Below are 26,151 nucleotides of genomic sequence, written 5' to 3'. Positions count from 1 at the left end.
GCAACCATTATCCGTTCTGATATGTGGATAATCAATCGATGACAATGCTTGAAAAGTATTGTTAAGAGTAATCTTCTATAATTTACACATTAGTAAATTTGATTATTAATGAGCATTCCGTTAGGAGTGCTCATTTTATAGTTCAGCCATCGTACTATGAATTCATCTAATCGTGAGACTCCCAACTTCAAGTGGAAATCTCACTCTCACCCGGTGCTCTATAATATGAACCCGGTTCTATTTACCTTCTCTCTGTCGTAACTATAAATAGGAGGGATGGGATGGGCAAAGTGCAATACGATCCAGAAATTGTTTATGTACAAAAACTATATTTTTTTTTATTCTTGGCAACAATTACAATGCTAGCAAGTGTTATTACTGTCTGGCACTTCGGCATAAGTTATGCTCTTTGGGTTCTGATCAGCGGGTTAAGCATTTCCTATCTAGCCATGCTTCAGAAGAAAGACTTTAACCCTCCGGATAAGAAAATAACCGCACAACGCATGGCTCATGCCATTTCTCAAGACACTAGCCCCTTGTCGATTGCTCGTTTTGCAAGTCAATTATATTACTACTTTCAAGAACCGACTCAAGCAATAACACTTCTAGAAAAGTTCCTTCCCAGCCAAGCTCCTTTGCTCTGCTCGACACTTGGAGACATTCTTCTTAAAGAAGGAAACGCTAAACGCGCGCTTTATGTTTTACGAGAGAACCCCTCTGCCTTAGTCGACCCGCTCCTGCTTTCGACACAAGCACGTATACTTAAACAAATAGGCAAAACCCATGAAGCCGCAAAAATGTTCGAACATAGCTTATATCTTGCCAAACAAAATGGATTTCCCCAGAGTGGTGCCCATTGGATAACTCAAAAAATGCTCACGATAAGTTATAAAGCCAGTATTCACCATACTCTTGCAGATTGTTATGTCATTCTGAATAATTCTCCCCAGGCAAAACGACATTATCGAGCTGGAAATCGCCTTCTACTTGATTGTACACTTTGGCGTCATTGCCCATCAGATTTGTTACCTTCTGCAAAAAACAACGATAATTCTTATTAGTTCATCAATATTTCCCCTTTTAATCCCAACGCTTATTCTCTATTCCAACACCTTTTTTAGAGTCTATTCATTATAATAATGGTAAAGGTCACTATTATTATAATGAATAGACATATATTCTTGTAAAATCGAATATAACTCATCTACGTTTTGAAATGGAGGGTGAAAAATGTTGTCAACTCATGCTGAAGAGATTCTAGGGTTTATCCGTGATTTTGAAGCGTCCTCTCGTGACTATCTCATAGCCAAAGGCTTCAGTGAATACGAGATGACCAATGCCTATCTCGACTTACAATGGAATTTCCTCCATACAATTCTTAAACAACGTTAGTAAATAACCATAATAGTTCATAATCTATAATATGACCCCTCTAAGTATTAACAAAGAATTAAACACACATCAATTACCCCTTAACCACCTAACGCTTATGGGTGATTAAGGGGTTCTTAATAGCTTTAAGTCACCTAAAAAACTTTATACCCCCCCCCTTATTCATGCGTTGAACGCGTTGAAACCTCTGTAAAGCTCGAATGGCCGTGAGTGCTGTGGATAATGGTTCTTCATAATTCCAGCCCTTTGCGTAGACCCCTTGGTAAGATGGTTTAAAAGAACCGTTACTGTTCTGGGCTGCGAGAAGGTTCACTATCCCTTTTTCAAAGACTTCCCATGAAACAACGTTCGAATACCGTAATAACCCTGTAATGGCCAAGCTTGTTTCGACCACAGAACCCCAACCTCCATCACTTACCTGAGCATTCAAGAGAAATACTTGTCCCTTGTTCCCTGCTCCTAAGATATTGCGTGCTGTGCTCCAGTGTTTCCAGCGAAAGCTTAACTTACTGAATAATTCTAAAGCTTGAGCTGTGCTATAAACAGCCCCCTCATACCAAGTGGCTGGAAATGCACCCTGGTCCTCTTGTTGAGTTAAAATCCAATTTAATCCGCGCCAGATTATTTCATCTTGGGATCGCGGACTAGGCCCTAATGCTTCGAGAACGTGAATACTCACGTCGACACTGGGAATATAGACTGGAAATTCTGAAGAAACCTGAGGAGGTATTCCTTGAAAGCTGGGAAATGTTCCCCAACTTCCGTCATTATTTTGTAAACGGTTCAACAGAAGAACTCCCAACTGATTTTGTTCTCCTAACGCCTGATGCAAACCAATTAAAGCAACCGAGGTATCATCCAAGTCAGGATGAGTAAATGGGGGAGTACTGCCATAGCTCCCATCCTCATTCTGACCCCTCTTTAACCAATCGATTGCTTGTTTTAACCATAGGATATCTGAAGGCTTTTGAGTTGTCTCAGCAAAGACCTTTAAGGCCCATCCAATAGCCCATATTTTGAGCTGATCAAATGCAGGCCAACCACCACTGGGATACTGTTTTCGAACCAGCCACTGTGCAGCCCTTTGAGACTTTTCTACATGGCTACCTCTGATCACAAGCGCGAGCATAGCCATACTTGTGGCGATAATATCCTCTGCCCAAGAGCCGTCCGACATTTGTGTCTTGAGAAGATATTCAAGGCCTTGTTGAATGCCCGCTTGTGTGTTCGAGTCAAGTAGCGACGCTGCGACAACGACTGGTCGACCATAGAGTGGTAACTTGGCTAAAATCCTCTTTTCGAGAATCGTAGGCAGCAATATTTCCTCAGGGGTAGGTCCCTCTAGGCCAGGAACCACCCTTTGCCCTAACGATAGAATCATATGAGAAAATTGCCGTGCATTAGCCAAAAGTTTAAGTTTAGCCCTCCATCCGCCTTGGCTCCCCTGAAGTACCATACCGACAATCTGAGTTATCTCTTCGTCTGGCTTGTCACCTGGATACTTTCCCCAGCCACCTTGATGTTGATGCTGTTTTAACCATTGAGCCCCTTTCTGTTGAGGGAGCTCGTACCTTCTCCCGGCTGCCAGCAGAGCAAGATCAGCAAGTGCCGTTGCCCCTAGACTGGGGGAAACGCCATGTGCTTCGTCAATACTTTCTGACAGAATTTGTTCTACTCCCTCTGAGACAAAATTCAGTGCTTGGTCTAGACCCTTTTGAACTTCCCAATCTAAATCCATTGAACTCTCTCCGTCTTCATTTTTTGCAGGCCATAGTACGGTTTATGTAATCAAGCGGAGAATTGTTCAACAAACATTAAATACCGAACCATAAGGTTCGGTACAATGTTTGTTGATCATATATTATTAATGTTTTTCACTACAGCAATGACTATTCAGCTTCTACGCAGCTATTTATAGAGTGCGTCCCACTGCTATCTCATCGCAATTGGGGAATTTTATACAATTAATGCATTCTGTCCATACTTTTTGGGGCATTTGGTCTTTGCTGACTTCTTCATACCCACAGTATTTAAAAAACTGAGGCTGATAAGTCAAGGCAAAAAGTTTCGTACAGCCCAGTTCTTTCGCTTCTCCTTCAAGTGCTCTAACAATCTGGGTTCCGATCCCTCTTCGTTTGTAGCCACTAGCAACCGCTAACGCCCGGATTTCTGCTAGGTCACTCCAAAGGATATGAAGGGACGCAACCCCCACTAATTGGTCATCTTCTTCAGCCAGCAAGAATTCGCGAATGTTTTCATAAAGCATATTTCTTGATCTTGGCAGCATGAGTCCTTGTTCAGCGTTGCTATTTATTAATAACATCATCGCTTCTACATCCGCTATTCGTGCCTTACGCAATTTCATTGATTATAGCTCCTTTTTTGTCATTTGCATAATTATACAATACTTCTTATATAGTTGCATCATTTTTCTTACGAACTGATCCCTTAAGTTTGCCTAAAGACTTTATTCTTTAACTGCATAATGGTTTAATTTAACGTTCTTTTTGATTGCTAAATAACTAAATATTTAGAACATATTGAACCCAATTCTACTCATGCCTTGTTTGTCGGATTTTAGAGTATGAATATTTATTCCAATGTCACGAATTTGGGTGTTTAAGCCTATATCAGACATGCTTCCCCAAACAACGCATCTCCTTATTTTTACATTTTTTTGCGTTCACTTATGATAGACTATGATAGTGTGTTTCTGATAGTTTTCCGAAAGGAGATTAAAATGTGATTTCCCTAAAGTTACGGTTGAGTTCTCTACTACGGCAAAGTGTCTTTATTGTCTTGGCGGTTATTATGATTATATTAATTTTTATCGTTGATTTTTTACCTATTTCTAGCCTTCTTCACTTGATACTTATTTGCATACCGTTCATAACCCTTCTTATTTGGTTCGAACTTTGGTACAGTACTTGGGGTAAAGTTTGGATCTTCAGCATGTTGTTGCTTATCTTTTACAGCCAAGTTTATCCCAACTCTCATTCAAGCCACATGCTGATCGTACATCTTCTCTTTCTCTTCGTTCTGTTGTTTCTCTTCAACCGTAAGGAAACTCGAGAACGCGCACGACATCAACATCACATCAATACTATGCGGGCCTTATTGTGGCAAAATCCTCCAGTCATCAAAACCGTCGACTATAGTCATGAAGCCATTATTTTATTAGATAATACAGGAGAGATTATCGAGTCAAATCCTCGTTCGACCCACTTATTAGGTTTATCCAAGTCCTCATTAGTTGGCCAACCAATATCTAAAGCCTTAGGTATTCTAAATAATTTCCAACCTGGTAGTTTACCTGAAGTGGGCGAGTTTACCTGGAAAAACTCGAAAAAAGAAATTATGCATCTGCGCTTCCAAACTCGACCTTTACTAAACTGTGACATTCCTTCGGGCACACTATTGACGCTTTTCGATATCAGCGAAGAAAAAAAACGCTCGGAAGCGTATGTACAGGTTGCAAAATTTGCCATTATTAATGAGGTTTCTGCTGGTTTGGCGCATGAAATTCGCAACCCCTTGACAACCATCAAAGGGTTTATGCAACTGATCACTCCCGAACAATGGCCGGAGTCCTACCGTCCGTATCAACAGCTTATTCTGGATGAAATTCACACCTTAGAACAAGTGTTGGGCAAATTCCTCCTCATTACGAGTCCTTCAGCACCTCAAATTAAAGCACTTAGCTTAGCTGATACCATTCATGCCACAACTCAATTAATTCAGCCCCTGAGAGATCGAAAAGGTGTAACCCTTGTGCTCGAACTCTCATCCCATTCAGTCTGTATCATGGGGGACCATGAACAACTTCTTCAAGCTCTTCTATCCATACTCAATAATGCGATTGAAGCTTCACCCCAAGGAGGAAAGGTCATTATTCGTCTCACAGAACACGAATCTCATATAAGAATTAGGGTTATTGATAATGGACCAGGGATTCCAGAAAATTTGCGTAAACGAGTTCTTGATCCCTTCTTTTCCACCCATAATGAAGGTACCGGACTGGGGTTAACCATTGCACAACAAATTATACTTGCCCATCATGGCAAGCTACACATTTCCGAATCTACAGCATCGAGTGGGACCGAGGTGTTAATAGATTTTCCCAGTTTAGCAACGTTTACGAGTAACCTTTCTGCATAAGTGAATGATTTAACAGTGATCCCTGGCAATTTAGTTCATAAATCCCCTTATCTTGCCAGTTTTCTGGCAACGTCCAGATAGGAAACTTATCCACATCCGTTAACCAACAGTACCAGCGCCGAAGTTCTTCTTCCTTGCCAAGTGCCGTCAGCCAATGAACACGGCCATCCCAAACTAGTGGATCGCCTTTGTCATCCTTGGCAAATACTAATAGCATGCTTCTTTCCAAGACACTTGCTAATAAAACACTTTGGGCAGCTTTGGTAAGTGGCTTTTCAAAGATTGGGCATACAACACTTAACTGCCCATTCCACTGATAAAAATACCATTCTTCTAACTCCATCACCGAGTTTTCTGCACGCTCCTTAGGAAGCCACGGCCACGGCCACGGACTCCCCCAGAGTGACTTTAAGACCCCGTCTCCCTGATGAAGCAACAAAGCCAAAAGGTCTTGAGTGCGAAGTTTACCTTCTTGCTCAAGAGATTCTAGGTAATCCAGAATACTGACAATTGTGGCGCAAAACTCCGGATTTAGTGAACCAGAAGCATCCACCCAGCCTTGTTTTTGCCACTTGACCATTTGTTCCCCTTTCTTTAACCACTTCACTTTGGTGGATAGTTCAAATTTTTTCCCTTTGCGTCGCACCTCAGCAATTTCAAAGTGACCCCAGAGGAAACTTATGCTCTGAGGTTTAATTTCTATGCGAACCCTACGTGCTGCCAAATGACTAAAGAACGACCTCACAGTCGTCAATTGTTGCCTTACCACGGGATTTAACCCCTCTGCCCAGCGTTTCCAATCTGGCCGTTCCTCTCCTAGGACATAGCGAGGTTGGTTGCTAGTTTGCTTCTCCGGAATGGGGTATAAACTAGGCGAGAGTTTTTCACGCCAGTAAACTGCTCTTGCAAAAATTGTACCCCCAATTTTAGTGAGTCCGGTCAAAAAAGAAGTGGAGAAATTTGGGGCTACATAATAAATTACTGTTTTTGCGCCATTACTGAGTCGATTTCCCCATAATAACCCGGCAAGTAGGAATTCCTCTTCGCGTGGAACTGAAGAACTCGCAATGATCCCAACTCTTAACGTGGTCTCGCCGCCCATAAAATAAGCAAACTGGGCTGGGAGGCGACTGGCCTTTTTTTTATCGTCTGGATACTCCTTTAAATTTTTTACTATAAATGCATCTGGATGAGCTTCCCAGATCATATTCCAGGTTATACTCACAATGAACCTCCCTTAGCTTTTCTCCCTAAGGATGTTTACGCGTTAAGTGCGAAAATCATGACAAATTCCATGAATATCCTCCCTGCCAACTTCGAATTATTTGTAACGTTTCTCTAATTGGCAGGGCGTAACGAATATTTCCATCTCGTCCTTCCATAGTTTGAGCCAAAAAGAGAGCATTCCAAATGCTTTCTGCAGTGGACTCCACCACAGCTCTGAAGAATTCATCCAAGGCCCAGTCGGATAAAGAACTGCCATTGTTGTCCTCACTACAATGGGTGCTAACCATTAAACAAAAATCACCACTTCCAGTGCTAGAAATAGATCCCGTCCGAGCCATACCTAAACTAGCCCGACGCGCAAGTTGTTGCAATTGCCAGCGTGATAATGGTGCATCTGTGATCCCTATCAGGATTAACGATCCAGGATTGTATCCCTTAGCTTGACGAGCAAGGAATTTCCCAACTGGAACACCGGATAAAAGGAAATCTTTTAACATACCAAAATTGGCCAGGGCAAGCATACCCACAACATAGTTCCTCACGCCTTGTCCAACAAGGCGTGAGGAACTTCCAATGCCCCCTTTTAGTTGAAAACAGGACATCCCAACCCCAGCCCCAGCATTCCCTTGCTCTATCGGTCCTTTCGCAGCCCGTTGAAGTGCAAGGATGGCCTCCAAGGGCTTAACATGTCGGCCACGAATATCATTCAGATAAGAATCATCACATTCCATGACAACCACATTAGGTGTCCGCGCTTCGTTACCAATCTCTGGATACTTCTTTAAAAGGTAGGTGATAACACCGTGACCCACGTCATTGACGCTTAGACTATTGGTCAATAAAATGGGGGAATTAAGGATCCCCATTTCTTGAATAAAAGGAACTCCTATCGATTTCCCATACCCATTTATTACGTCAATTGCTGCCTTGCAGGGCTGTCGATAAAGGTCAGGGCGAGGTAGAATAGCGGTCACACCCGTCCTAACAGGACCCCTTCCACGGGGATTTAACGGACCCACTCCTCGGATTAATGACACACTCCCTACTAATACACCTGGCACATCCGAAATATCATTGTGAGGTCCAACCGGCATCTCTCCCAGCCAAAGCCCAAGACTCCTCGGCGAGTAGCGTGCAGACATAAAAAATCCCCTCCGCTGTACTCTATGAGCAACAACGGAGGGATATGAATGTTACGCCTCTTGCTTCTTTTCCGAAAGACCGTCTAAAAAGACCATCAGTGCATGATTTAATTCTTCATGTAAATTGCCTGAACCAGAAACAAACCAGCGCATGAAATGTTGGACCATCATACCTTCTAGACTTTCAGCCAAAAAAGCGGGTTCGAACTCACGACTAATTTCGCCGTTTTGTTGCCCTACCGTTATAATAGCCATAAGCGCATAATGCAAACTCAAATCATAATCTGCCCCATCGCGATTACGCACAGTAACCCAAGCAATTTCACGATCTTTTATCATGAACCCAGCCCAATCTTGCAGAAGGTTTCCTAACCGCTGGCGAGTACTCATACATACCTGTTGACGCCCTTCATTTACAAGATCTTGCCAAGAACGACGTGAAAATTCCAGCACTACAGCTTCTTTTGTTGAAAAATAATTATAGAACGTTCCCTTTCCCACATCAGCTTGCTGAGTAATTTGATCGACTGAGGTGGCTGTAAATCCTTGCAAACGGAAAAGTTGCATAGCATTTGAGAAAATCTTTTCGCGTGTCTCTTTTTTCTTACGTTCTCTTCGAGACATTTCCGTCACTATAAATCCCCCCTTTATCCCTGTTAGCGGACGAATGAACTTCTTAGTCAGTCATTCTCCGTCTACCATATATTTCCTGCCTATAAAGGGGCTAAACAATAAATATTTACGCTTTTTGGTTCTTTTGTGCAGCCTCATACCCGAGCTTCCATACCATAAGAATCCTCCAAACTGCCCTCTCCAACTGTTCTTCTGCTTTTAAGAAAGCTTCCTCCAAAGTCGCAATCCCTTCAGAAACGCTGAAACAACTAGTAACCCCCAGTTCTGCTAAAAAATCCGGAGGCCCCTCCACCGATCCCGAGATAGCGAGTACTGGAACCTCATAGTTCTTCGCTAAGGCGGCAACTCCCACTGGCACCTTACCATATGCCGTCTGAAAGTCGGTCCTTCCCTCGCCGGTGAGCACTAAATCTGCTTGTCTAATTTTCTCATCTGCCTTGGCTACCTCTAAGACAATCTGAGACCCTGGTCGTAATTTCGCTCCCAGAAATCCAACCACCCCAGCACCAAGCCCTCCTGCTGCGCCCCCACCGGCTAATTCCAGAAGGTTTATCCCTACCACTTCGCTCAAGCGCAGCCCAAAATTTAGCAATGCTGCATCCAAAACTTTTACATCTTCGGGCTGAGCGCCCTTTTGCGGACCATAAACAGCACTCGCGCCCTCTGGACCACACAACGGATTTTGAACATCACAGGCCACCTCAATCTTCACCTGAGATAGACGTGGATTTATGTCGGACATATCTAAGCTAACAAGCTTGGTAAGGGCAGCCCCTCCTTGAGGTAACTCTTGTCCTTGGGCGTCCAAAAGTTTAACCCCCAACGCGGCTGCCACCCCAGCACCACCATCGTTCGTAGCACTTCCGCCGATACCGAGAAGAATTTTAGTGACTCCACGCTCCAGCGCGTCACGTATCAGTAGACCGGTTCCGTAGGTTGAGGTTACGAGAGGATTACGTTCATCATCGCGCAAAAGAGGGAGCCCTGAAGCTGCTGCCATTTCAATAATGGCTGTCGCTCCACGGTCGATAAGACCATAAGACGTTTCAATCGGCCGTCCCAGCGGATCTGTCACCTTGACCTTTACCTTTACCCCATCCGCCGCGCTAAGGATCGCCTCGACCGTACCTTCCCCACCGTCTGCCATAGGGATCATATCAATCACGCATTCTGGGTAAACTCGCTGGACCCCTCTACTCATTGCAGCCGCCACGTGATTGGCATTTAAACAACCCTTGAAAGAGTCTGGGGCTATAACAATTCGCATACTTATCACTCCTTAGATTGAGCACGTTGCCCTATATACCTTCCAACTTTAAGAAAAATGAAGAGGCTGACATAATCTATTACAATCATGATTAGGCTTTCAATAGGAATTTCAAGCAAACTAGCAATTACATAAGATAAAAGGTTAAATATCAAAGCCGCAAGGTATGCGGAACGCCAATTCTCATATTGGCTGCGATAACCTATTAAAAAACCCAGTGGATAAAAAAGAGCAAAATTGATGCCCAGTTGATTGAGTACACCACCCGAAACGAAAAACTCGCCCCAAAAAATATAGAGCAAGCCTAAAATAAGTACATAGCGCCCAAAAACAAAGTTCATGCGTCCCTCCTCATAACTAATAAAGAGGGAGAGAGTCACACTCTCTCCCTGAGCTTCGCTATACAATGGTTAACCTAAAATTCAAACGTAGTGAACTCGTTCAACTAAATGAACGCCGAAGCATAGTCCGGGGTACCACTCCACTTATAGAAGTGGGAGTCTTAAGCTTGATACTAACTATCGTTGTTTTATTACTAACTATAATTTGGGGATTCCTTGGTAATCGTTACATCATGGGGATGACTTTCACGAAGCCCCGCGGCTGTTATACGTATAAACTTGGTTTGTGTTCTGAGTGCCTCTATGTTGGCTGTGCCGCAATACCCCATCCCAGCACGCAATCCCCCGATCATTTGGTAGATAGTTTCTGAAACGGGTCCTTTAAAGGGGACGCGTCCTTCAATACCCTCTGGAACAAGTTTTTGATCTTTTTCTTGGAAATAACGATCTCGGCTACCTTCTTTCATCGCACCGATTGATCCCATTCCGCGATATACCTTATAACTTCGTCCCTGATAAATTTCCAGATCTCCAGGACTCTCATCCGTACCAGCAAAGAGACTTCCGATCATGACAGTTCGAGCACCGGCCGCCAAGGCTTTGACGATGTCCCCTGAGAACTTAATTCCTCCGTCCGCAATCACAGGAACACCATATTTCTCCGCTTCTTCAGCACAATCCATAACCGCCGTGATTTGAGGAACGCCAATACCTGCAACGATACGAGTGGTACAAATCGAACCTGGTCCTATCCCAACTTTGATAGCATCCGCACCCGCTTCAATGAGTTCTCGAGTTGCATCAGCCGTTGCAACGTTCCCAGCAATCAGCTGAGTCTCCGGAAAGCGTTCTTTTAAGACCCGCACCATCTCGATGACCCCTTTAGAGTGACCATGAGCTGTATCAAGCACAATAACATCGACACGAGCATTTACTAACGCCTCGGCACGCTGCAATGTATCTGCAGTGACTCCAATAGCTGCGCCTACACGTAAACGACCACTTTCATCCTTAGCAGAATTCGGATACTGCCGCCCTTTTTCAATATCTTTAATTGTAATAAGTCCCTTGAGCATCCCCTCAGAATCTACAAGGGGTAACTTTTCAATTTTATGTTGCCCCAATATTTCTTGGGCATGATCCAGAGTTGTTCCGACAGGAGCGGTTACCAAATTTGTCCGAGTCATCACCTCAGAGATTAAACGATTATAGTCTTTCTCAAAGCGCAGATCCCGGTTTGTTAGGATTCCAACCAGTTTTCCATCGACAGTAATAGGAACCCCTGAGATTCGATAACGCTCCATCAGTTTTAAAGCTTCCATAACACTGTCGTTGGGATGTAAAAAGATTGGATCCGTGATAACACCATGTTCAGAACGTTTAACTTTATCCACTTCTAAGGCTTGCTGCTCAATGCTCATATTTTTATGAATAATCCCAATTCCGCCTTCTCTCGCAACGGAGATCGCCATCCGAGAATTTGTAACAGTGTCCATTCCAGCACTCATAAGCGGGATACTTAATTTGATTTTTTTGGTTAAGTAAGTGCTGACATCGACATCTCGAGGTAAAACCTCAGATTTGGCCGGAACAATGAGAACATCATCAAACGTTAGTGCTGCATTATTGATTATACGATTGGACTGCATGATTGGCTCCCTTCAAATAGTTTTCTAATTAGTATATCAGATATATCAAAAAAAGAACATATAATTATAACCTCTTAATCAGCTTAGTGAAGGTGAAAGTAATACCTTTCAAACGATAGATTTCCCTTATTCCAGCAAACTATTCCATATGGCTTGCAAAACAGGATTCTGTGACCTATGATGAAAAAGGAGAAGGAGAATGGAGGAATCATGACATGATCTACCGGGTACTTCAATTCGCGCATGCAATTTTTCCCAATATTGATCCCAAGGACATCGAATGGGCCTTGAAACACTTATCTCCTGCTGCCTCTGTACTCTTTCTTCAGCAATCACTGACCGAACAACGGCATGCGATAGATGTTACCAAAAGTATCTTGAAAGCAAAACATTCTCTATCCATTGACGACTTTAAAAACCTTGTCATCGCCGCACTCCTCCATGACTGCGGAAAATCCGTTCTTTCCATCCGTCTCTGGCAGCGGGTATTTATTGTCCTTGTCCAGAAAATACCCAAGTCCCTAAGGTCACGCCTAGAAAGCGGTCACTCCATTTTCTCATACCCCTTAAAGGTCGAAACAAGGCACGCCCTATGGGGCGGTTATCTCGCTGAAGATGCAGGGTTAAACCCTGTGATCTGCCAATTAATTCGTGAACATCACAATCCTAAAACCAATTTAGGCTTTCTTTTAAAACAAGCGGACAATCAACATTAAATAAAAAACATGAGTCATTCATAAATCGACTCATGCTTTTTTTATAATAATGTATCTAGATTATCTTTTTCTTGCAGTTCAACAATTTCTTTGTTTTTTGAGAAAATCCATTTCGCAAATCGTTTATTATCACGTTGTAAGCGCACATTTTCCTTTTCAAGATGATGAACCAAAGCCACCTTTTCACGTTCAACCTTTTCCAACAAGTTCATAAGCACCCTTCGGCTTACTCTTAAATGTTCTACACGTTGCTCCAGTTCCCCGATACGAGCCCTCAGTAACTTAACTTCGTCCTTAGAATCCAATACATTACGCCCCCCCCGGCACTATCTATAGTTATAGTTTATGCCGGGAAAATGCATTTTAACCCTTTCTAAACAAAAGCTGAGCACTCTCTGTCTAAGTTCCGACGATTTTGTTTTGCTCGATTGAGAATCTGCTCGACGACCTCGAGAGAAACACCCCAACGACCGACCTGGACTCCAGGTTTCTGTGCTTCGCCATGAAAGTCAGATCCTCCCGTAGTTAGTAAATCATATTGCTCAGCAATGGTGCAGTATCTTTTGACATCCTCCAGCTTGTGTTCAGAATGCCAAACTTCGATCCCTTGGAGCCCAACTTGGATCCAGTCAGGGATACCTTCTTCTAGTTGTTGAATGCCAGGGTGAGCAAGAACGGCAACCCCTTGAGCTTTGCGTACTAATTTGATCCCCTCTTCTGGGGTAAGTTTATAGCGTGGAACGTAGGCCGGGGCCCCCATTCCGATGTAACGCTCAAACCCTTCTCGAATGGACCGTATAAATTCACGCTTTAAAAGTACCTGGGCAATATGTGGACGTCCGATTGATTCTCCTTGGGCAAACTGTCGAACCTCATCTTCGCTAATAACAATCCCCTGAGTTGCCAAACGAGCTAGAATTTCCAGCATACGATGTACACGAGCTTCACTCAAACCCCTTAGTTTCTCATTTAAATAGTTTGATGAACCATCTAATTCGTATCCGAGGATGTGAACCTCTTTCCCACGCCAATTTGTGTTGAGTTCAATCCCTCTAAGTACTTGTATCTGATAGTTTAAACCAGCATCCACTGCTTCTTCCCAGCCCTGAATAGTATCATGATCTGTTATTGCAACCGCTTTTAAGCCCAACTCCGCAACTAAACGGACCAGTTCTGTCGGTGTCAGTAATCCGTCGGACGCTGTTGTGTGGCAATGCAAATCTGCTTCGTATAGGGTAAATGTTGAAACCACGACTCAACCCCATTTCTAGATTCTCTATTTACGCTTATTTTAACACGTCCGACAATAATCGCATAAAATTCCGACCTGAAATTTGCTCTATTTCCCGAGTCGAGAACCCGACTCTTATCAAATCATCCAGCAACTTGGAGTAATCCCCTACATGTTCTAGCCCGGCTGGCGCTTCACTTATTCCGTCAAAATCTGAGCCTAATCCAACCGTCTCCACGCCTGCTACCTCAGCAATATGACAAATATGACGAATGACATCTTCTCGCGTAGCTTGGCCTGTCTCTCTTAAAAAAGACGGATAAAAATTCACCCCTACTACTCCTTTATGCTCTGCCAAAGCACGAAGTTGTTGATCCGTAAGATTACGCGGATTTGAACACAAAGCCTTGGCACAGGAGTGTGTCGCTGCAATAGGAGCCTCAGAAAGCTCTAGAACATGCCAAAATCCTGCCTCATTAAGATGAGACACATCAATCAGCATGCCGAGCTTATTCATGTGTAAAACAACCTCTTGACCTAAATTTGTCAATCTACTCTGCGTATTAATTTCCCCAATTCCATCAGCCAGAGCATTGCGCTGATTCCAGGTCAGACCTAACGCTCTAACTCCTAACTTATAGATTATATCCAGCATAAAAAGGTTCTGTCCTAGAATTTCCCCGCCCTCAACACTCAGCAGGATTCCAATTCGAGTCAGATCCGGAACTTTTTGAAGGTCTTGTTTTCCCAACACCAGAAAAACCTCTTCTGGATGATCCACAATAAATCGATGGGCACCTTCTATCAGTTGCAATCCCCGCCAGGTTGCCATTGTAGGTTTATACTTCGTCTCAATATAGGCCGCAAAAAACTGCAGAGAAAGTCCGGCCAGCTTCGCTCTTTGTGTATCCCAGTGCCCTCCTTCTAAGGGATCATGCAACGTTCTTTCTCCCTCAACATAGTGAATTAAACTATCACAGTGCCCATCTACTATGAAGATATTATCCATAACTATTGACCTCCCTATATCTATCATAACGAAATAAACACCTGTCTGCTTATGAATAAAGCAAACAGGTGAATCCACATATGTCTCGCAATCTTCGTTTAGCGCGGCTGAACAATTAACTTAATAGCAGTTCTTTCTTCTCCATCAATCAATACATCAGTGAATGCTGGAATACAGACAAGATCGACTCCACTTGGAGCCACAAAACCACGAGCAATAGCTACCGCTTTTACAGCTTGGTTGAGTGCTCCTGCTCCTATGGCTTGCAACTCTGCGCCCCCCCTCTCACGCAGAACCCCTGCAAGTGCTCCTGCAACAGCATTCGGGCTAGATTTAGCTGAGACTTTTAATACTTCCATAGATACATCCTCCTGCTCGAATTCATTTACAAGTATTACCACAACTTAGAATATATGTATTCGAGAACAGTCAGACAAAATCCTCTATTATGAAGAAGAATTTTCAGAATTTTGTCAAAGAGTAAGGCAACGGAAAAATCAAGCAAGATTATGTATCTAGGAATCGTGTATTGCGAACCCTGGTTCGAGATCGCGCATCGAGCTTCTTGCCTCGATTCAAGCCTCTGCAATCCGTTGGATTGCTTCAATCTGGCGCGCTTTTCCAGTATCCTCATCAATATCTATGACCACGGCATTGATCTGAATAGGACCGTTGGCTAACTCAAACTTCGCGGGTAGTTGGGTTAAGAAGCGATTAATTATAATCTCCTTTTTTACGCCCAAGACAGAATCCCTTGGCCCAGTCATCCCAACATCCGTAATATAGGCTGTTCCTTGATGAAGCAGACGAGCATCCGCAGTCTGAATATGGGTATGGGTTCCCACAACAGCACTGACCTTGCCATCCAGAAACCAACCTAAGGCCATTTTCTCCGAAGTAGCCTCAGCATGAAAATCAAGGATGATAATGGGCGTCTCTTGCCTCATCTGATTAACCCAACGTATCGCCCCACTAAAGGGATCGTCAAGCGATGGTAAAAAGATGCGCCCTGAAAGATTAAGGACTCCAATTTTCTTACCAAAGGCTCTCAGGAATCCATGCCCTTGTCCTGGCGCTCCAACTGGATAATTCGCTGGGCGAATAATTCTATGTTCACGATCAATGAAGGTCATAATATCTCGATTATCCCAAACATGATTGCCCATCGTCAAAAATTCGATTCCATAGCCATATAGCTCTTCGGCAATATCTTTGGTTAACCCTTTTCCAGCTGCGGCATTTTCGCCATTAGCCATAGTCACATCAATTTTATATTCCACCTGAAGTGGTTTTAAAAAACGTTTAACCGCTTCCCTTCCAGGCTTGCCTACAATATCCCCAATAAAAAGTATGCGCAACAAACGTACCTCCCTTACAAATCGAGGTTCGAAGCTCGATGTTCGAAGTTTGCACATCGAATATCGCACATCGCACCTAAACGTTATCCATAGAATGCCATTATTCCGAATTTAGATACTGTTCCAATGACTGAGTCGAGGTTAGAGGTTCGAATATCACAAATCGAGCATCGCGCATCGAACTTCGAGCATCGCATTAGCTAGGACTTGAAGACCAAAACACGCCCTTCCTCTCGCAATGCAACCACGTTTCTACTCATAGTATCGCTTTGGATTGAGTAAAGCATTTTACTGATCATTTCCTCCTGGTAAATCTGTTCCTCTTCGGGCAGATACATTTCATCATACACCAGCTGTTTCTGGTACTTCCGCTTTAGCAGCTCGACAATCAGCCCAACTTCTCGTTGAGTCATACTTTCGACATCACGAGTTACCGTAATAACACAGACATTTTCTTCGCTTCGGGAGATGATATCAAAAACCCTCATGCTTCGACCTTCAAGTTGATGGAAGAATTCTACAGCGGGTTTTAGCATGTCCTGAAGAGTGGAGGCCTCTTGTGATTGAGTAATCATAAACGTGATTTTTAGTGCATGTTGCTCACACCAATAATGTACAGACCCTACTTCAGGGTATCTCAAAAGAATTGAGGTTAGCAATCCCACTCCATCTTGGGCTCGTCCTCCGTCATGGGTGCGCCCTCCGTCTTTATATAAACTACTAAACATCTTAATTTCAGCCCTCTCTTTTACGCTGTCCTTACATGTATTTATTCGGCATAAGCTTGCAAACTCCTGCTCCAAACCTCTATCAATCATACTGGTCAAATATGGTATAGGGCATTCACCTTAATAAAAAACCAGGCGACCCACTGGATCGCCTGGTTAGGTATCTCACTATTATACTATTTTGCGAAGTCAACGGCTCTGGTCTCTCGGATTACAACCACCTTAATTTGTCCCGGATATTCAAGTTCTTCTTCAATTCGCTTACTAATCTCACGAGCTACACGCGGAGCGAGCACATCGTCAATCTTATCAGGTTTGACAATAATACGAACTTCTCGTCCGGCTTGAATAGCAAAGCACTTTTCTACCCCTTCAAAACTCTCGGCGATTTCTTCAAGCTTTTGTAAACGTTTAATATATGTTTCCAGGGTCTCCCTACGTGCTCCAGGGCGAGCGGCTGAGACCGCATCAGCAGCAGCAACAAGTACTGCAACAATGGTCTTGGGTTCTACATCGTTATGATGCGCTTCAATAGCGTGAAGAACATCACCGGATTCCTTGTATTTTCTAACCAGATCCACCCCAATTTGCACATGGGTCCCTTCTAGGTCATGATCTACAGCCTTGCCAATATCATGCAGAAGACCTGCCCGCTTTGCAAGTTGAATATCTACACCTAACTCTGCCGCCATCAATCCAGCCAGATGGGACACTTCAGTGGAGTGTTTCAAAACATTCTGTCCATAACTTGTGCGGAATTTTAGTCGCCCAAGCAAACGAATTAATTCAGGATGTAAGCCATGCACACCTGTTTCAAAGGTTGCTTGTTCCCCTTCTTCCCTGATCTTTTGGTCAACTTCTTTCTGAGCCTTTTCAACCATTTCTTCAATTCGTGCTGGGTGAATGCGCCCATCGGCAATGAGTTTTTCCAAAGCAATTCGCGCAACTTCTCGGCGAATTGGGTCAAACCCTGATAAAATTACAGCCTCTGGTGTATCATCAATGATAAGATCAATCCCCGTAAGGGTTTCTAAAGTTCGGATATTTCGTCCCTCACGACCGATAATTCGCCCTTTCATTTCGTCACTGGGCAACGCTACAACGGATACCGTCGTTTCAGCCACATGATCCGCTGCGCACCGCTGTATCGCTAAGGCAATAATATTCTTTGCCCGTTTCTCAGCTTCTTCCTTGGCACGTGTCTCAATCTCTTTAATCATGATTGCCGATTCATAGCGAACGTCTTCCTCAACACGTTTCAAAAGCAATTGTTTAGCTTCTTCTGAGGTCATTCCAGATAAGCGCTCAAGCTCCGCTTGTTCCTTACCAACAATCTGGTTCAGTTCTTCTTTAAGTTGTTCTACTTCGCCGTCTTTGCGGTGCAGATTTTCCTCTTTGCGTTCCAGTGACTCAATTTTACGGTCGAGACTTTCCTCTTTTTGGAGCAAGCGCCGCTCAAGGCGTTGGAGTTCATTACGCCTCTCCCGAGTTTCCTTTTCAACTTCATTGCGAATATGCATGACTTCTTCTTTAGCAGCAACGACAGATTCTCTCTTCTTGCTTTCAGCAGCTGAATGGGCACTCTCAACAATACGCTTGGCCTCTTCTTCTGCTGATCCAATACCCTTTTCTGCAGTACTTTTGCGGAAAAGCCAACCTGCTAAAACACCCAGACCTAATCCAACTAAAACAGAAACTAACCCGGTAATAATTAGTTCAATAATCATACGTCTACACACCTCCTTGTTTGACAAATTTTCTATTTTTTGCATTAAAAAAGCTGGTTTCCAAAACCAGTCACTTTTAAGCATAACCTTAAAACAGGTGTCTTCTCCTGTTTCCTACAAACTATCGCTCGCTAGTCAAAAAAACCTATATTTTAGCTAACTACAACGAAATCTATAAGAAAACCTTTAAAGGTTAAATCTTAACAGAGACAGGTCTCTGCTAAGATTTTAATATCATTTGCAATCAATGTCAAGCTTGTCCTAAACAGATACATTCTATACACCAGGGCCTACCACTCGTCGTCCATATTATAACTGTCTTCAAGATTATTTAGTGCTTTCCATACCAAATCCGTGGGATAGCCACGTTGAATGAGCTTACGAGCGACTTTATGCTGTATCCATAATTCACGTGGAACATACCGCTTTGCTTGTTCTGCCTCATGCCTTTGTTCCCAACGTTTTCCCTCTTCTACCCACCATCGCTTGGCAAGGGTTAAACATTGCTGATATTCGTCAACATCAGAATAAGTTGACTCTAACGCTTGCTCAATCAAGCAGGGGTCAAGCCCCCGCATTTTCATGTCTTGTTGAACTCTTCTCTTCGAATAACGTTTAAGCCGACTTTCCGAGTACATTAAAGCGAATTCCTGGTCGTTTAGGTAGCCTAGTTTAAGAAGTCTATCCAGCACTCCCGTGACCTCAGAGCTTTCGAAACCCTTTTCTAGAAGACGCGTCTCTAATTCATAATGAGTCATCGACCGACGGGATAAACAATCCACCGCAACGACCATCGCACTCTTACCGGGTTTAGATTTCGTCAAGAGAATCATCTTCCTCAGGCTCAGTGCTCGTCTCTACAGCACTCATATTGGCACGGATCTGTCGTTCAAGTTCGTTTGCCTTATCTGGGTGCTGCTTAAGGTATTCCTTGACATTTTCTCGACCCTGACCTAGCCGCTCGCCGTTATAGGAGTACCAAGCGCCAGACTTATTGATGATTTCCATCTCCGTCCCAATATCCACAATGCTTCCTTCGCGGGAAATCCCTTCTCCATACATGATATCAAAATCTGCCATCTTAAAGGGTGGGGAGACTTTATTTTTCACGATTTTAACTCGTGTTTTGTTACCGACAATATCCTGACCTTGTTTCAAGGCTTCTTGCCTGCGAATATCCATCCGAATTGTAGCGTAAAACTTAAGGGCTCGTCCACCTGTGGTAGTTTCTGGACTTCCAAACATTACGCCAATTTTTTCACGTATCTGATTAATAAAAATTACACAGGTATTGCTTTTGCTAATCGAGCCAGTCAACTTTCGTAAGGCCTGAGACATGAGGCGGGCGTGCAAGCCGACATGATTGTCACCCATCTCACCCTCAATCTCAGCCCGAGGAACTAAGGCAGCCACTGAGTCAACCACAACAACATCCACTGCAGCACTGCGTACAAGAGCCTCGCAGATTTCAAGTCCTTGTTCTCCAGTATCCGGTTGCGACACGAGCAAATCATCGATGTTGACTCCTAAGGCTTTAGCATAAACTGGATCTAGTGCATGCTCTGCATCGATAAAAGCAGCCACTCCGCCCAATTTCTGTGCTTCAGCGACGATATGGAGTGCCACTGTGGTTTTACCTGACGACTCAGGACCGAAAATCTCGATGACCCGCCCACGTGGGACCCCACCCACTCCTAAGGCAAGGTCTATCGCTAAACAACCTGTTGGAATGACGTCAATCGACAGTCCTGCCGAAGATTCCCCAAGTTTCATGATGGAACCCTTACCAAACTGCTTTTCAATCTGAGCTAGGGCAATGTCTAATGCTTTCAGCTTATTTGTTTCCGCCATTCTATAACCTCCTCATCGTGGTCCTACCCAAAACATCTGTTCGGTTTCTATTATAGAGGTACCTCATAATGCTTGTCAATTTGTTTATCTACAACCGACAGTAAAACAAATTATCTTACAATTTAATAAATCATTAGGTGATAGTGTTCGTTGATCAGTACAAAAAAGTCTTTCACTTCTGTTCATCCTATAGAAGTGAAAGACTCTTTGATCAAATCAATTTACTCATTAGAATTCGGCACTTTCACGAGCTTTGGCTGGCTCAACACTTACCTTACGCCCTTTTATCAAAGTCTGATGCATACAGCTCTGGACCCTGGTGGCATACTTTTCGGGAATCTCCACAAACGTAAATTTATCATAAATATTAATGATCCCAATCGTGTTTCCAGAAATCCCGCTTTGGTCTGCAATCCAACGGATGATATCTTGGGGGCGAATTTGTTGGATTCGACCGATATTAATAAAAAAACGCACCATTCCTGCTGAAGCCCCTGTGTTTCCAAAAAGCCGCTCATCTTGATCTTTAACTTCAGAGCGTTCTTCAACATTCGCGCCCTCGACCGCAAACTTTAAGGCTGCTGCTGCCACATCGATGGAATCGTATTCTTGGAACAATTCCGCGACTATCGCTCGATAATTGCCGAGCCGATTACTCTGGATCAGTTTTAAGAGTTGATTCTTGAGATTTTCCGCTTGTCGCTCACTTATATCGGCCATCGAAGGAAGCTCTTGCCGACGGATTCTCGTCTTAATAAGATTCTCAATGAGGCGAAGTTGACGATACTCCTTCGGGGATATTAAGGTTATTGCTTGGCCTTTACGTCCAACCCTTCCAGTCCGTCCGATCCGATGGACATAGGATACTGGATCTTGAGGAATATCAAAGTTAATGACATGAGTCACGTTATTAATATCCAAGCCCCTAGCCGCTACATCCGTAGCCACCAATAATTCAGACTTTCCGTCTCTAAATCGCTTCATGACTCGATCCCGTTGTTGCTGGCTCAAATCCCCATGCAAAGCATCCGCAAAATAGCCTCGGGCTTCAAGTGCCACTACGAGCTCATCCACCCCGCGTTTTGTGCGGCAAAAGACGATTCCCTGACCGATATCTTCCATGTCAATGATTCTACCTAGGGCATCCACTTTAATGCTTTCCCTGGTCTCATAGAAAACCTGATCAATCAGGGGAACGGTTAATTCATCCCGACTGACTGTAACGGAACGCGGGGACTTCATATAAGTTTGGGCTAATTTGCGAATTCCCGGGGGCATCGTTGCTGAAAAAAGTAAGACTTGCCTATTTTCAGAAGGTACCTCCTTTAAGAGGCTTTCAATGTCATCGATAAAGCCCATATCCAACATCTCGTCCGCTTCATCGAGAACCACCATTTTCACATGTTGTAGACGAAGTGTCCCACGGTTTAAATGGTCTAACAACCGGCCAGGAGTTCCTACAACCACCTGATATCCCATCCTTAAGGCGCGAATCTGACGGTCAATGGGCTGTCCGCCATAGATCGGCAACGGTTTGACATGCCGATACTTGCCAAGCTTAGCAATTTCCTCGGCAACCTGAATCGCCAATTCCCGAGTTGGTGTGACAATGAGTGCTTGCACCGCTTGGAATTTAGCATTTACCATCTCTGTAATAGGGATTCCAAAAGCAGCTGTCTTACCAGTTCCTGTCTGAGCCTGCCCAATAAGGTCTATCCCCTCAAGGGCAACTGGAATTGCTTCTTTTTGAATCGGAGAAGGCTCTTCAAACCCCATCTCTGACAAAGCTTGTAAAACCTGTTTACTTAACTGAATATCTCCAAAACTTTGTAAACGTTCAACCATCACCTATTTGTAAACCCCTTTCGCTATTCAACATCCACTGTCTCACTCCATTAAGGGCTGCATGAACGGTTAACTGACGAACAGACTGCCGTTCTCCGTATAACTGAAATTTTTCTACTTCAACACCCGTAGGTGTCGCTATGCCTATAAATACAAGACCTACCGGTTTTTGATCACTGCCTCCATCCGGCCCCGCAATCCCCGTTGTTGAGATGGCGAGATCTGATCCGGTCTTAGCACGAATTCCTTCTGCCATTTCCTTAGCAACCTCTTCACTCACAGCACCAAACGCCTTAAGGGTTTCCCCGCTTACCCCAAGCAACCCTTGTTTAAGAGAATTAGAATAACTCACGACCCCACCCAAATAAAACCGAGAACTTCCCGGTTCCTGAGTGAGCGCAGCACCAAGTAATCCACCAGTACATGACTCAGCCGTTGAAATAGTCAGATGTCTATCCGTAAATAATTGTCCTACTATCCCGACCATTGTTTCCTGATCTCGGCCAAATACTTTGTTTCCTAAACGCTGACGGATTTCTTCCTCTACTCGATCTAACGCTTTAACTGCTTCTCCAGACGTTTTTTCCGTGCTCCTCGCCACCAAACGAATGTGCATCTCAGCTCGTTTGGCCAGCAATGCCACCGTAACGTTAGGAAGTCTCATCAGTTCGTTGAGTACTTCCTCAATTGCCGATTCTCCGATTCCGAATACTTTTAGGACACGCTCGTTCATTCGTTCGACATGGGGTTCAAGGATCTTCTCTAATTCCGGCCAAACATAATTATCGAACATAGGGTGCAGTTCAAAGGGAGGACCTGGCAATATAATAACGATCTTACCGCTTTTTTCGATGATGGCCCCTGGGGCTGTCCCAATGGGATTGGGCAAAATTTTCGAGTTTACTGGAAAAAAGGCTTGTTTTTCATTACTCTCAGGCATAGGCGCTTTCCGACGACCAAAAAACTTCTTAATCTGTTCTAGACTGGAGGAGTCTAACTCCAACTTCAACTCTAAGACTTTGGCAACTAATTCCTTGGTCAAGTCATCGGCAGTCGGACCTAACCCTCCTGTCGTAATCAGGAGATCAGAACGCCCAAGCGCCTGACGTAAAACTTGTTCTAACCGTTCGGGATTGTCACCAATGGTCGTATGATAGTCTACCTCAATGCCCAAAGTCGATAGTTTTCCTGTTAAGTAATGAGCACTCGTATTGAGAGTTTCTCCAAGTAATATCTCAGTCCCCGTTGAGACAATTTCAGCCTTCATATAGTTTATCACTCTCCTATTGTCAACGCAAATAAACACGAAACTTCGTGTTGCAATTCATATCTGTGGATCTTTAAGATACTCCCCATTAAATTATTTCTAAATTAACCCAGAAATATCCTTCTTTTTCTGTAAAATATTATCTAAACTCTTAATCACTTGACGATTTTCTCCCATCAATGTAAAAAATGGAGCCTTTCACTTCAAATTGAGTGAAAGGCTCCACGCTATACGTATTATTGCCCATTAGGGCTTAAGCAACATTTAGCAAATACATCCGCAAATTATCTCCACTTAATGTTTCTTCTTCTCCTAAAATCTCTGTGATTTTAATTAACAAAGGTTTGTTCTTCAAAAGAATTGTCTTCGTTCGCACTTCGAGTTCTGCTAATATGTCTTTCGTCACAGGCTGACGTTGTTCAGCATTCAAACGAGATACGTCAGTAACGCCAAGCGAAGACATTCCAGAAATTAACATCCTTTCCACAAGGTTAAGTGCTTGCTCATAATCACCTGCAGCCCCAGTGCTCCGAGTACCTAGGATTTCCTCTTCTGCTAAGGCCCCTGCTAAGGCCACCATGATCTGTTCTTCTAACATCGCCTGAGTATACAGATATAAATCATCCTTCGGATAATGACGAACATATCCTAGGGCATTTCCTCGTGAACGGATGGAAACTTGAGAGACTGAGTTTGGCCGGACCATTTCTGCTAGCAACGCATGCCCACTCTCATGAATAGCCACCCGTCGTAATTCCTCTGCCGTAGGTTTTCGATCAAGTTTTTCTCCCAACATCACCTTTTCGACCGCTTCATGTAAATGATGAGCATTAATTTCACTCGCTTCGTCACGCAGAGCAAGAATGGCAGCTTCGTTGGTAAGACTTTCTAAATGGGCTCCTGAAAATCCAAACGTTTCATGCGCGATATCTTCTAGTTTAACCTCTTCAGCCAAAGGTTTATTTTTTGTGTGAATTTTCAAGATTGCCACGCGTCCCTCTTTATCAGGAAGATCTACTTTGACTTGCCTGTCAAAACGTCCTGGGCGAAGCAACGCTGCATCCAACGCTTCCGGGCGATTCGTAGCGCCCATCACTAAGATGGGCGGACCTTGTTCCGCTTTCAATCCGTCCATTTCAACTAACAGTTGATTAAGGGTTTGGTCATATTCATGATGGGAAACATTACTGCCCCGTTTAGCCCCTAAAATATCCATTTCATCGATAAAAATAATCGCACTCGTTTTCTTTTCTTTCCGTACCATTTCTCGCGCTCTACGGAACAATCCACGGACCCTTTCCGCCCCCACACCAGCGTACATTTCTACAAATTCGCTGCCTGAAACCGACAGAAAAGCGGAGTCTGTATATCTTGCCGCCGCTTTGGCAAGCAGTGTTTTCCCTGTACCCGTGGGGCCTGACAACAAGATCCCCTTGAGCGGGCGGATCCCTAAGGCTTTCATCCGGTCAGAGTGAAGTAAAAAGTCTAACGCCTCTTGCAATTCTTTCTTAGCAACACTCTGTCCCCCGATATCCTCAAAATCAATCGCAGTAGTGGCTATAGATACACCATTCCCGTTTTTTAGGATTTGACGTGAAAGGACTAAGGTCCAAACCAGATACGCTGCTACAAGCAGCAAGCCAATCGGGAAGACATTATATCCCAAAACCATTAAAAAGGCGAAAACCCCAATTACAAAACCTATTATAATATCAAGTTTCATGTTCTCTCCCCTTCATCGGTAATATCTTACTCTCTTTCTGTCGGCAGAAATTTCTCTTGCCCATGTCGTTCGATTACTTCAATAAGTTGAGCATCTCCCTGATTCATGAGTACGTATATGGCATCATTATCCATCTCTAATTCAAGCTGTACGCCTGCTTGTTCCGCCTGTATTCTTACAGTTTGGGCCATTTCCGTGAAATTTCCACGCGCTATACCTTCTTGTAAGGCAAACTGAATTTGTCCATATAGTTTTTCGAGAGTTTCATTCTTATGATCTTTAAATCGAATTGGAACATCTTCAGCTAATTTCACTAGAGTTTGACTTGTCTGACGAAGGTTCACCAATTGATCAGTAACCACAACCATCTCTTTCTCGCCACGATTAGTCACCACTTTAGCGGAAATGACGCCTGGAATTTGCTGACTTTGACTCAAGATCGTAACATCAACCCACTTCTTTTGATAGATAAGTTTGCCTCCAAGGAGCAAACCAAATATCAGGAACCCTACAAGGCTAATCAGCAATACCCGCTGTCTCGTCATCTCTTCATCCTCCATTATGTCATACTTAATGCTACATCACACTCTATATCAACATTATAGCACGTAGTATATCATTCTGAAGCAACAACTTGTATCCACATCTGGAAAAACAAGGAACGGGCGTGTTGGGGGCGGACGTGGTTGGGGGGCCGGGCCTTTTTAAAAAATTTTAATTTTTTTAAAATAAACGGCCCCCCAAAAACCGGCGCGTTGCAACCCGGTGCCCCCCATTAATTTCCCCAAATTTTTTTTACTTGGAAAAAAAAAAAACCGCGGGTATTTAAGTAAAAAAAAAACCGAACTTTAAAAAAGCGTTGCCCCACTTTATAACCCACACCGGAA

25 protein-coding genes are annotated in these 26,151 nt (G+C 43.7%); 4 read left to right on the top strand and 21 right to left on the bottom strand.

Annotated elements, in window-relative coordinates; translation table 11 throughout:
* Positions 1-281: 281 nt before the first annotated feature.
* Complete coding sequence (locus ACYQ3Q_RS25425; protein WP_459931215.1) at positions 282-1,061, top strand: tetratricopeptide repeat protein; 780 nt, start codon at positions 282-284, stop codon at positions 1,059-1,061.
* Between the two features lie 169 nt (positions 1,062-1,230).
* Positions 1,231-1,392, top strand: a complete 162-nt coding sequence (locus tag ACYQ3Q_RS25420) for a hypothetical protein (RefSeq protein WP_459931214.1) — start codon at positions 1,231-1,233, stop codon at positions 1,390-1,392.
* 130 nt (positions 1,393-1,522) lie between these two features.
* Here ACYQ3Q_RS25420 and ACYQ3Q_RS25415 read toward each other — a convergent pair whose 3' ends face one another.
* Entirely contained in the window at positions 1,523-3,130 is a 1,608-nt protein-coding gene (locus tag ACYQ3Q_RS25415) for a prenyltransferase/squalene oxidase repeat-containing protein (protein WP_459931213.1), read from the bottom strand.
* Between the two features lie 174 nt (positions 3,131-3,304).
* On the bottom strand, positions 3,305-3,757 hold the full coding sequence (locus ACYQ3Q_RS25410) for an N-acetyltransferase (RefSeq protein WP_459931212.1): 453 nt from the start codon (positions 3,755-3,757) through the stop codon (positions 3,305-3,307).
* 377 nt (positions 3,758-4,134) lie between these two features.
* Here ACYQ3Q_RS25410 and ACYQ3Q_RS25405 point away from each other — a divergent pair, with 377 nt between their 5' ends.
* Positions 4,135-5,550 carry a two-component system sensor histidine kinase NtrB gene (locus ACYQ3Q_RS25405; protein ID WP_459931211.1) on the top strand — a complete coding sequence of 472 codons (1,416 nt, stop codon included), beginning with the start codon at positions 4,135-4,137 and terminating at the stop codon, positions 5,548-5,550.
* On the opposite strand, the gene ACYQ3Q_RS25400 is transcribed toward ACYQ3Q_RS25405, so the two are convergent.
* The 6 genes from ACYQ3Q_RS25400 to guaB form a co-directional block, all read right to left on the bottom strand.
* Positions 5,528-6,775 (bottom strand): hypothetical protein, encoded by a 1,248-nt coding sequence (locus ACYQ3Q_RS25400; RefSeq protein ID WP_459931210.1) that lies wholly within the window; start codon positions 6,773-6,775, stop codon positions 5,528-5,530. The two genes, ACYQ3Q_RS25405 and ACYQ3Q_RS25400, sit on opposite strands and share 23 nt — an antisense overlap.
* Before the next feature lie 55 nt (positions 6,776-6,830).
* The gene (locus ACYQ3Q_RS25395; protein WP_459931209.1) at positions 6,831-7,919 is read right to left on the bottom strand and encodes a DmpA family aminopeptidase; all 1,089 of its coding nucleotides are present in this window, start codon (positions 7,917-7,919) and stop codon (positions 6,831-6,833) included.
* Between the two features lie 51 nt (positions 7,920-7,970).
* Positions 7,971-8,552: a TetR/AcrR family transcriptional regulator gene (locus ACYQ3Q_RS25390; protein ID WP_459931208.1), complete on the bottom strand. Its 582-nt coding sequence runs from the start codon at positions 8,550-8,552 to the stop codon at positions 7,971-7,973.
* Positions 8,553-8,658: 106 nt separating this feature from the next.
* Complete coding sequence (locus ACYQ3Q_RS25385; protein WP_459931207.1) at positions 8,659-9,819, bottom strand: glycerate kinase family protein; 1,161 nt, start codon at positions 9,817-9,819, stop codon at positions 8,659-8,661.
* A gap of 5 nt (positions 9,820-9,824) precedes the next feature.
* Entirely contained in the window at positions 9,825-10,160 is a 336-nt protein-coding gene (locus ACYQ3Q_RS25380; RefSeq protein ID WP_459931206.1) for a hypothetical protein, read from the bottom strand.
* A gap of 194 nt (positions 10,161-10,354) precedes the next feature.
* Positions 10,355-11,809, bottom strand: a complete 1,455-nt coding sequence (gene guaB / locus ACYQ3Q_RS25375; RefSeq protein ID WP_459931205.1) for an IMP dehydrogenase — start codon at positions 11,807-11,809, stop codon at positions 10,355-10,357.
* Between the two features lie 215 nt (positions 11,810-12,024).
* Here guaB and ACYQ3Q_RS25370 point away from each other — a divergent pair, with 215 nt between their 5' ends.
* Complete coding sequence (locus ACYQ3Q_RS25370) at positions 12,025-12,525, top strand: HD domain-containing protein (RefSeq protein ID WP_459931204.1); 501 nt, start codon at positions 12,025-12,027, stop codon at positions 12,523-12,525.
* A gap of 41 nt (positions 12,526-12,566) precedes the next feature.
* Here the strand turns inward: ACYQ3Q_RS25370 and ACYQ3Q_RS25365 are convergent, their stop codons facing one another.
* The 13 genes from ACYQ3Q_RS25365 to ACYQ3Q_RS25305 all read right to left on the bottom strand — a co-directional run bounded on the left by ACYQ3Q_RS25365 (position 12,567) and on the right by ACYQ3Q_RS25305 (position 25,809).
* On the bottom strand, positions 12,567-12,830 hold the full coding sequence (locus ACYQ3Q_RS25365; RefSeq protein WP_459931203.1) for a translation initiation factor 2: 264 nt from the start codon (positions 12,828-12,830) through the stop codon (positions 12,567-12,569).
* Between the two features lie 68 nt (positions 12,831-12,898).
* Positions 12,899-13,777, bottom strand: coding sequence for a PHP domain-containing protein (locus ACYQ3Q_RS25360; protein ID WP_459931202.1), 879 nt, complete (start codon positions 13,775-13,777; stop codon positions 12,899-12,901).
* A 34-nt stretch (positions 13,778-13,811) separates the two neighbouring features.
* Positions 13,812-14,765, bottom strand: coding sequence for a dipeptidase (locus ACYQ3Q_RS25355; protein ID WP_459931201.1), 954 nt, complete (start codon positions 14,763-14,765; stop codon positions 13,812-13,814).
* A gap of 98 nt (positions 14,766-14,863) precedes the next feature.
* Positions 14,864-15,124, bottom strand: a complete 261-nt coding sequence (locus tag ACYQ3Q_RS25350) for a stage V sporulation protein S (protein WP_034144930.1) — start codon at positions 15,122-15,124, stop codon at positions 14,864-14,866.
* A 216-nt stretch (positions 15,125-15,340) separates the two neighbouring features.
* The gene (locus ACYQ3Q_RS25345) at positions 15,341-16,123 is read right to left on the bottom strand and encodes a TIGR00282 family metallophosphoesterase (protein WP_459931200.1); all 783 of its coding nucleotides are present in this window, start codon (positions 16,121-16,123) and stop codon (positions 15,341-15,343) included.
* Positions 16,124-16,323: 200 nt separating this feature from the next.
* A complete protein-coding gene (locus ACYQ3Q_RS25340; RefSeq protein ID WP_459931199.1) occupies positions 16,324-16,941 on the bottom strand; it encodes a hypothetical protein in 618 nt (205 codons plus the stop codon).
* Positions 16,942-17,027: 86 nt separating this feature from the next.
* On the bottom strand, positions 17,028-18,578 hold the full coding sequence (gene rny, locus ACYQ3Q_RS25335; protein WP_034145796.1) for a ribonuclease Y: 1,551 nt from the start codon (positions 18,576-18,578) through the stop codon (positions 17,028-17,030).
* Positions 18,579-18,868: 290 nt separating this feature from the next.
* Positions 18,869-19,411: a regulatory protein RecX gene (locus ACYQ3Q_RS25330; RefSeq protein ID WP_459931198.1), complete on the bottom strand. Its 543-nt coding sequence runs from the start codon at positions 19,409-19,411 to the stop codon at positions 18,869-18,871.
* Positions 19,389-20,429, bottom strand: a complete 1,041-nt coding sequence (recA, locus tag ACYQ3Q_RS25325) for a recombinase RecA (protein WP_459931197.1) — start codon at positions 20,427-20,429, stop codon at positions 19,389-19,391. The genes ACYQ3Q_RS25330 and recA overlap by 23 nt, the downstream gene beginning before the upstream one ends.
* A 228-nt stretch (positions 20,430-20,657) precedes the next feature.
* Positions 20,658-22,277 carry a DEAD/DEAH box helicase gene (locus tag ACYQ3Q_RS25320; protein ID WP_459931196.1) on the bottom strand — a complete coding sequence of 540 codons (1,620 nt, stop codon included), beginning with the start codon at positions 22,275-22,277 and terminating at the stop codon, positions 20,658-20,660.
* On the bottom strand, positions 22,267-23,541 hold the full coding sequence (locus ACYQ3Q_RS25315) for a competence/damage-inducible protein A (RefSeq protein ID WP_459931195.1): 1,275 nt from the start codon (positions 23,539-23,541) through the stop codon (positions 22,267-22,269). The genes ACYQ3Q_RS25320 and ACYQ3Q_RS25315 overlap by 11 nt, the downstream gene beginning before the upstream one ends.
* A gap of 253 nt (positions 23,542-23,794) precedes the next feature.
* On the bottom strand, positions 23,795-25,264 hold the full coding sequence (locus ACYQ3Q_RS25310; RefSeq protein WP_459931194.1) for an AAA family ATPase: 1,470 nt from the start codon (positions 25,262-25,264) through the stop codon (positions 23,795-23,797).
* Between the two features lie 26 nt (positions 25,265-25,290).
* On the bottom strand, positions 25,291-25,809 hold the full coding sequence (locus ACYQ3Q_RS25305; protein WP_459931193.1) for a hypothetical protein: 519 nt from the start codon (positions 25,807-25,809) through the stop codon (positions 25,291-25,293).
* Positions 25,810-26,151 lie beyond the last annotated feature (342 nt).

Source organism: Desulfosporosinus burensis, assembly GCF_054657535.1.
Note: the sequence above shows the minus strand (reverse complement) of the source record. Positions and strands in the feature narration are given on the sequence as shown.

Coding starts and splice junctions, on each gene's coding strand:
- ACYQ3Q_RS25355 (WP_459931201.1), bottom strand. CDS start 14,765: ATGGATAATATCTTCATAGTAGATGGGCACTGTGATAGTTTAATTCAC.
- ACYQ3Q_RS25370 (WP_459931204.1), top strand. CDS start 12,025: ATGATCTACCGGGTACTTCAATTCGCGCATGCAATTTTTCCCAATATT.
- ACYQ3Q_RS25350 (WP_034144930.1), bottom strand. CDS start 15,124: ATGGAAGTATTAAAAGTCTCAGCTAAATCTAGCCCGAATGCTGTTGCA.
- ACYQ3Q_RS25315 (WP_459931195.1), bottom strand. CDS start 23,541: ATGAAGGCTGAAATTGTCTCAACGGGGACTGAGATATTACTTGGAGAA.
- recA (WP_459931197.1), bottom strand. CDS start 20,429: ATGGCGGAAACAAATAAGCTGAAAGCATTAGACATTGCCCTAGCTCAG.
- guaB (WP_459931205.1), bottom strand. CDS start 11,809: ATGCAGTCCAATCGTATAATCAATAATGCAGCACTAACGTTTGATGAT.
- ACYQ3Q_RS25380 (WP_459931206.1), bottom strand. CDS start 10,160: ATGAACTTTGTTTTTGGGCGCTATGTACTTATTTTAGGCTTGCTCTAT.
- ACYQ3Q_RS25310 (WP_459931194.1), bottom strand. CDS start 25,264: ATGAAACTTGATATTATAATAGGTTTTGTAATTGGGGTTTTCGCCTTT.
- ACYQ3Q_RS25385 (WP_459931207.1), bottom strand. CDS start 9,819: ATGCGAATTGTTATAGCCCCAGACTCTTTCAAGGGTTGTTTAAATGCC.
- ACYQ3Q_RS25305 (WP_459931193.1), bottom strand. CDS start 25,809: ATGACGAGACAGCGGGTATTGCTGATTAGCCTTGTAGGGTTCCTGATA.
- rny (WP_034145796.1), bottom strand. CDS start 18,578: ATGATTATTGAACTAATTATTACCGGGTTAGTTTCTGTTTTAGTTGGA.
- ACYQ3Q_RS25340 (WP_459931199.1), bottom strand. CDS start 16,941: ATGATTGATAGAGGTTTGGAGCAGGAGTTTGCAAGCTTATGCCGAATA.
- ACYQ3Q_RS25425 (WP_459931215.1), top strand. CDS start 282: ATGGGCAAAGTGCAATACGATCCAGAAATTGTTTATGTACAAAAACTA.
- ACYQ3Q_RS25415 (WP_459931213.1), bottom strand. CDS start 3,130: ATGGATTTAGATTGGGAAGTTCAAAAGGGTCTAGACCAAGCACTGAAT.
- ACYQ3Q_RS25330 (WP_459931198.1), bottom strand. CDS start 19,411: ATGATTCTCTTGACGAAATCTAAACCCGGTAAGAGTGCGATGGTCGTT.
- ACYQ3Q_RS25395 (WP_459931209.1), bottom strand. CDS start 7,919: ATGTCTGCACGCTACTCGCCGAGGAGTCTTGGGCTTTGGCTGGGAGAG.
- ACYQ3Q_RS25420 (WP_459931214.1), top strand. CDS start 1,231: ATGTTGTCAACTCATGCTGAAGAGATTCTAGGGTTTATCCGTGATTTT.
- ACYQ3Q_RS25410 (WP_459931212.1), bottom strand. CDS start 3,757: ATGAAATTGCGTAAGGCACGAATAGCGGATGTAGAAGCGATGATGTTA.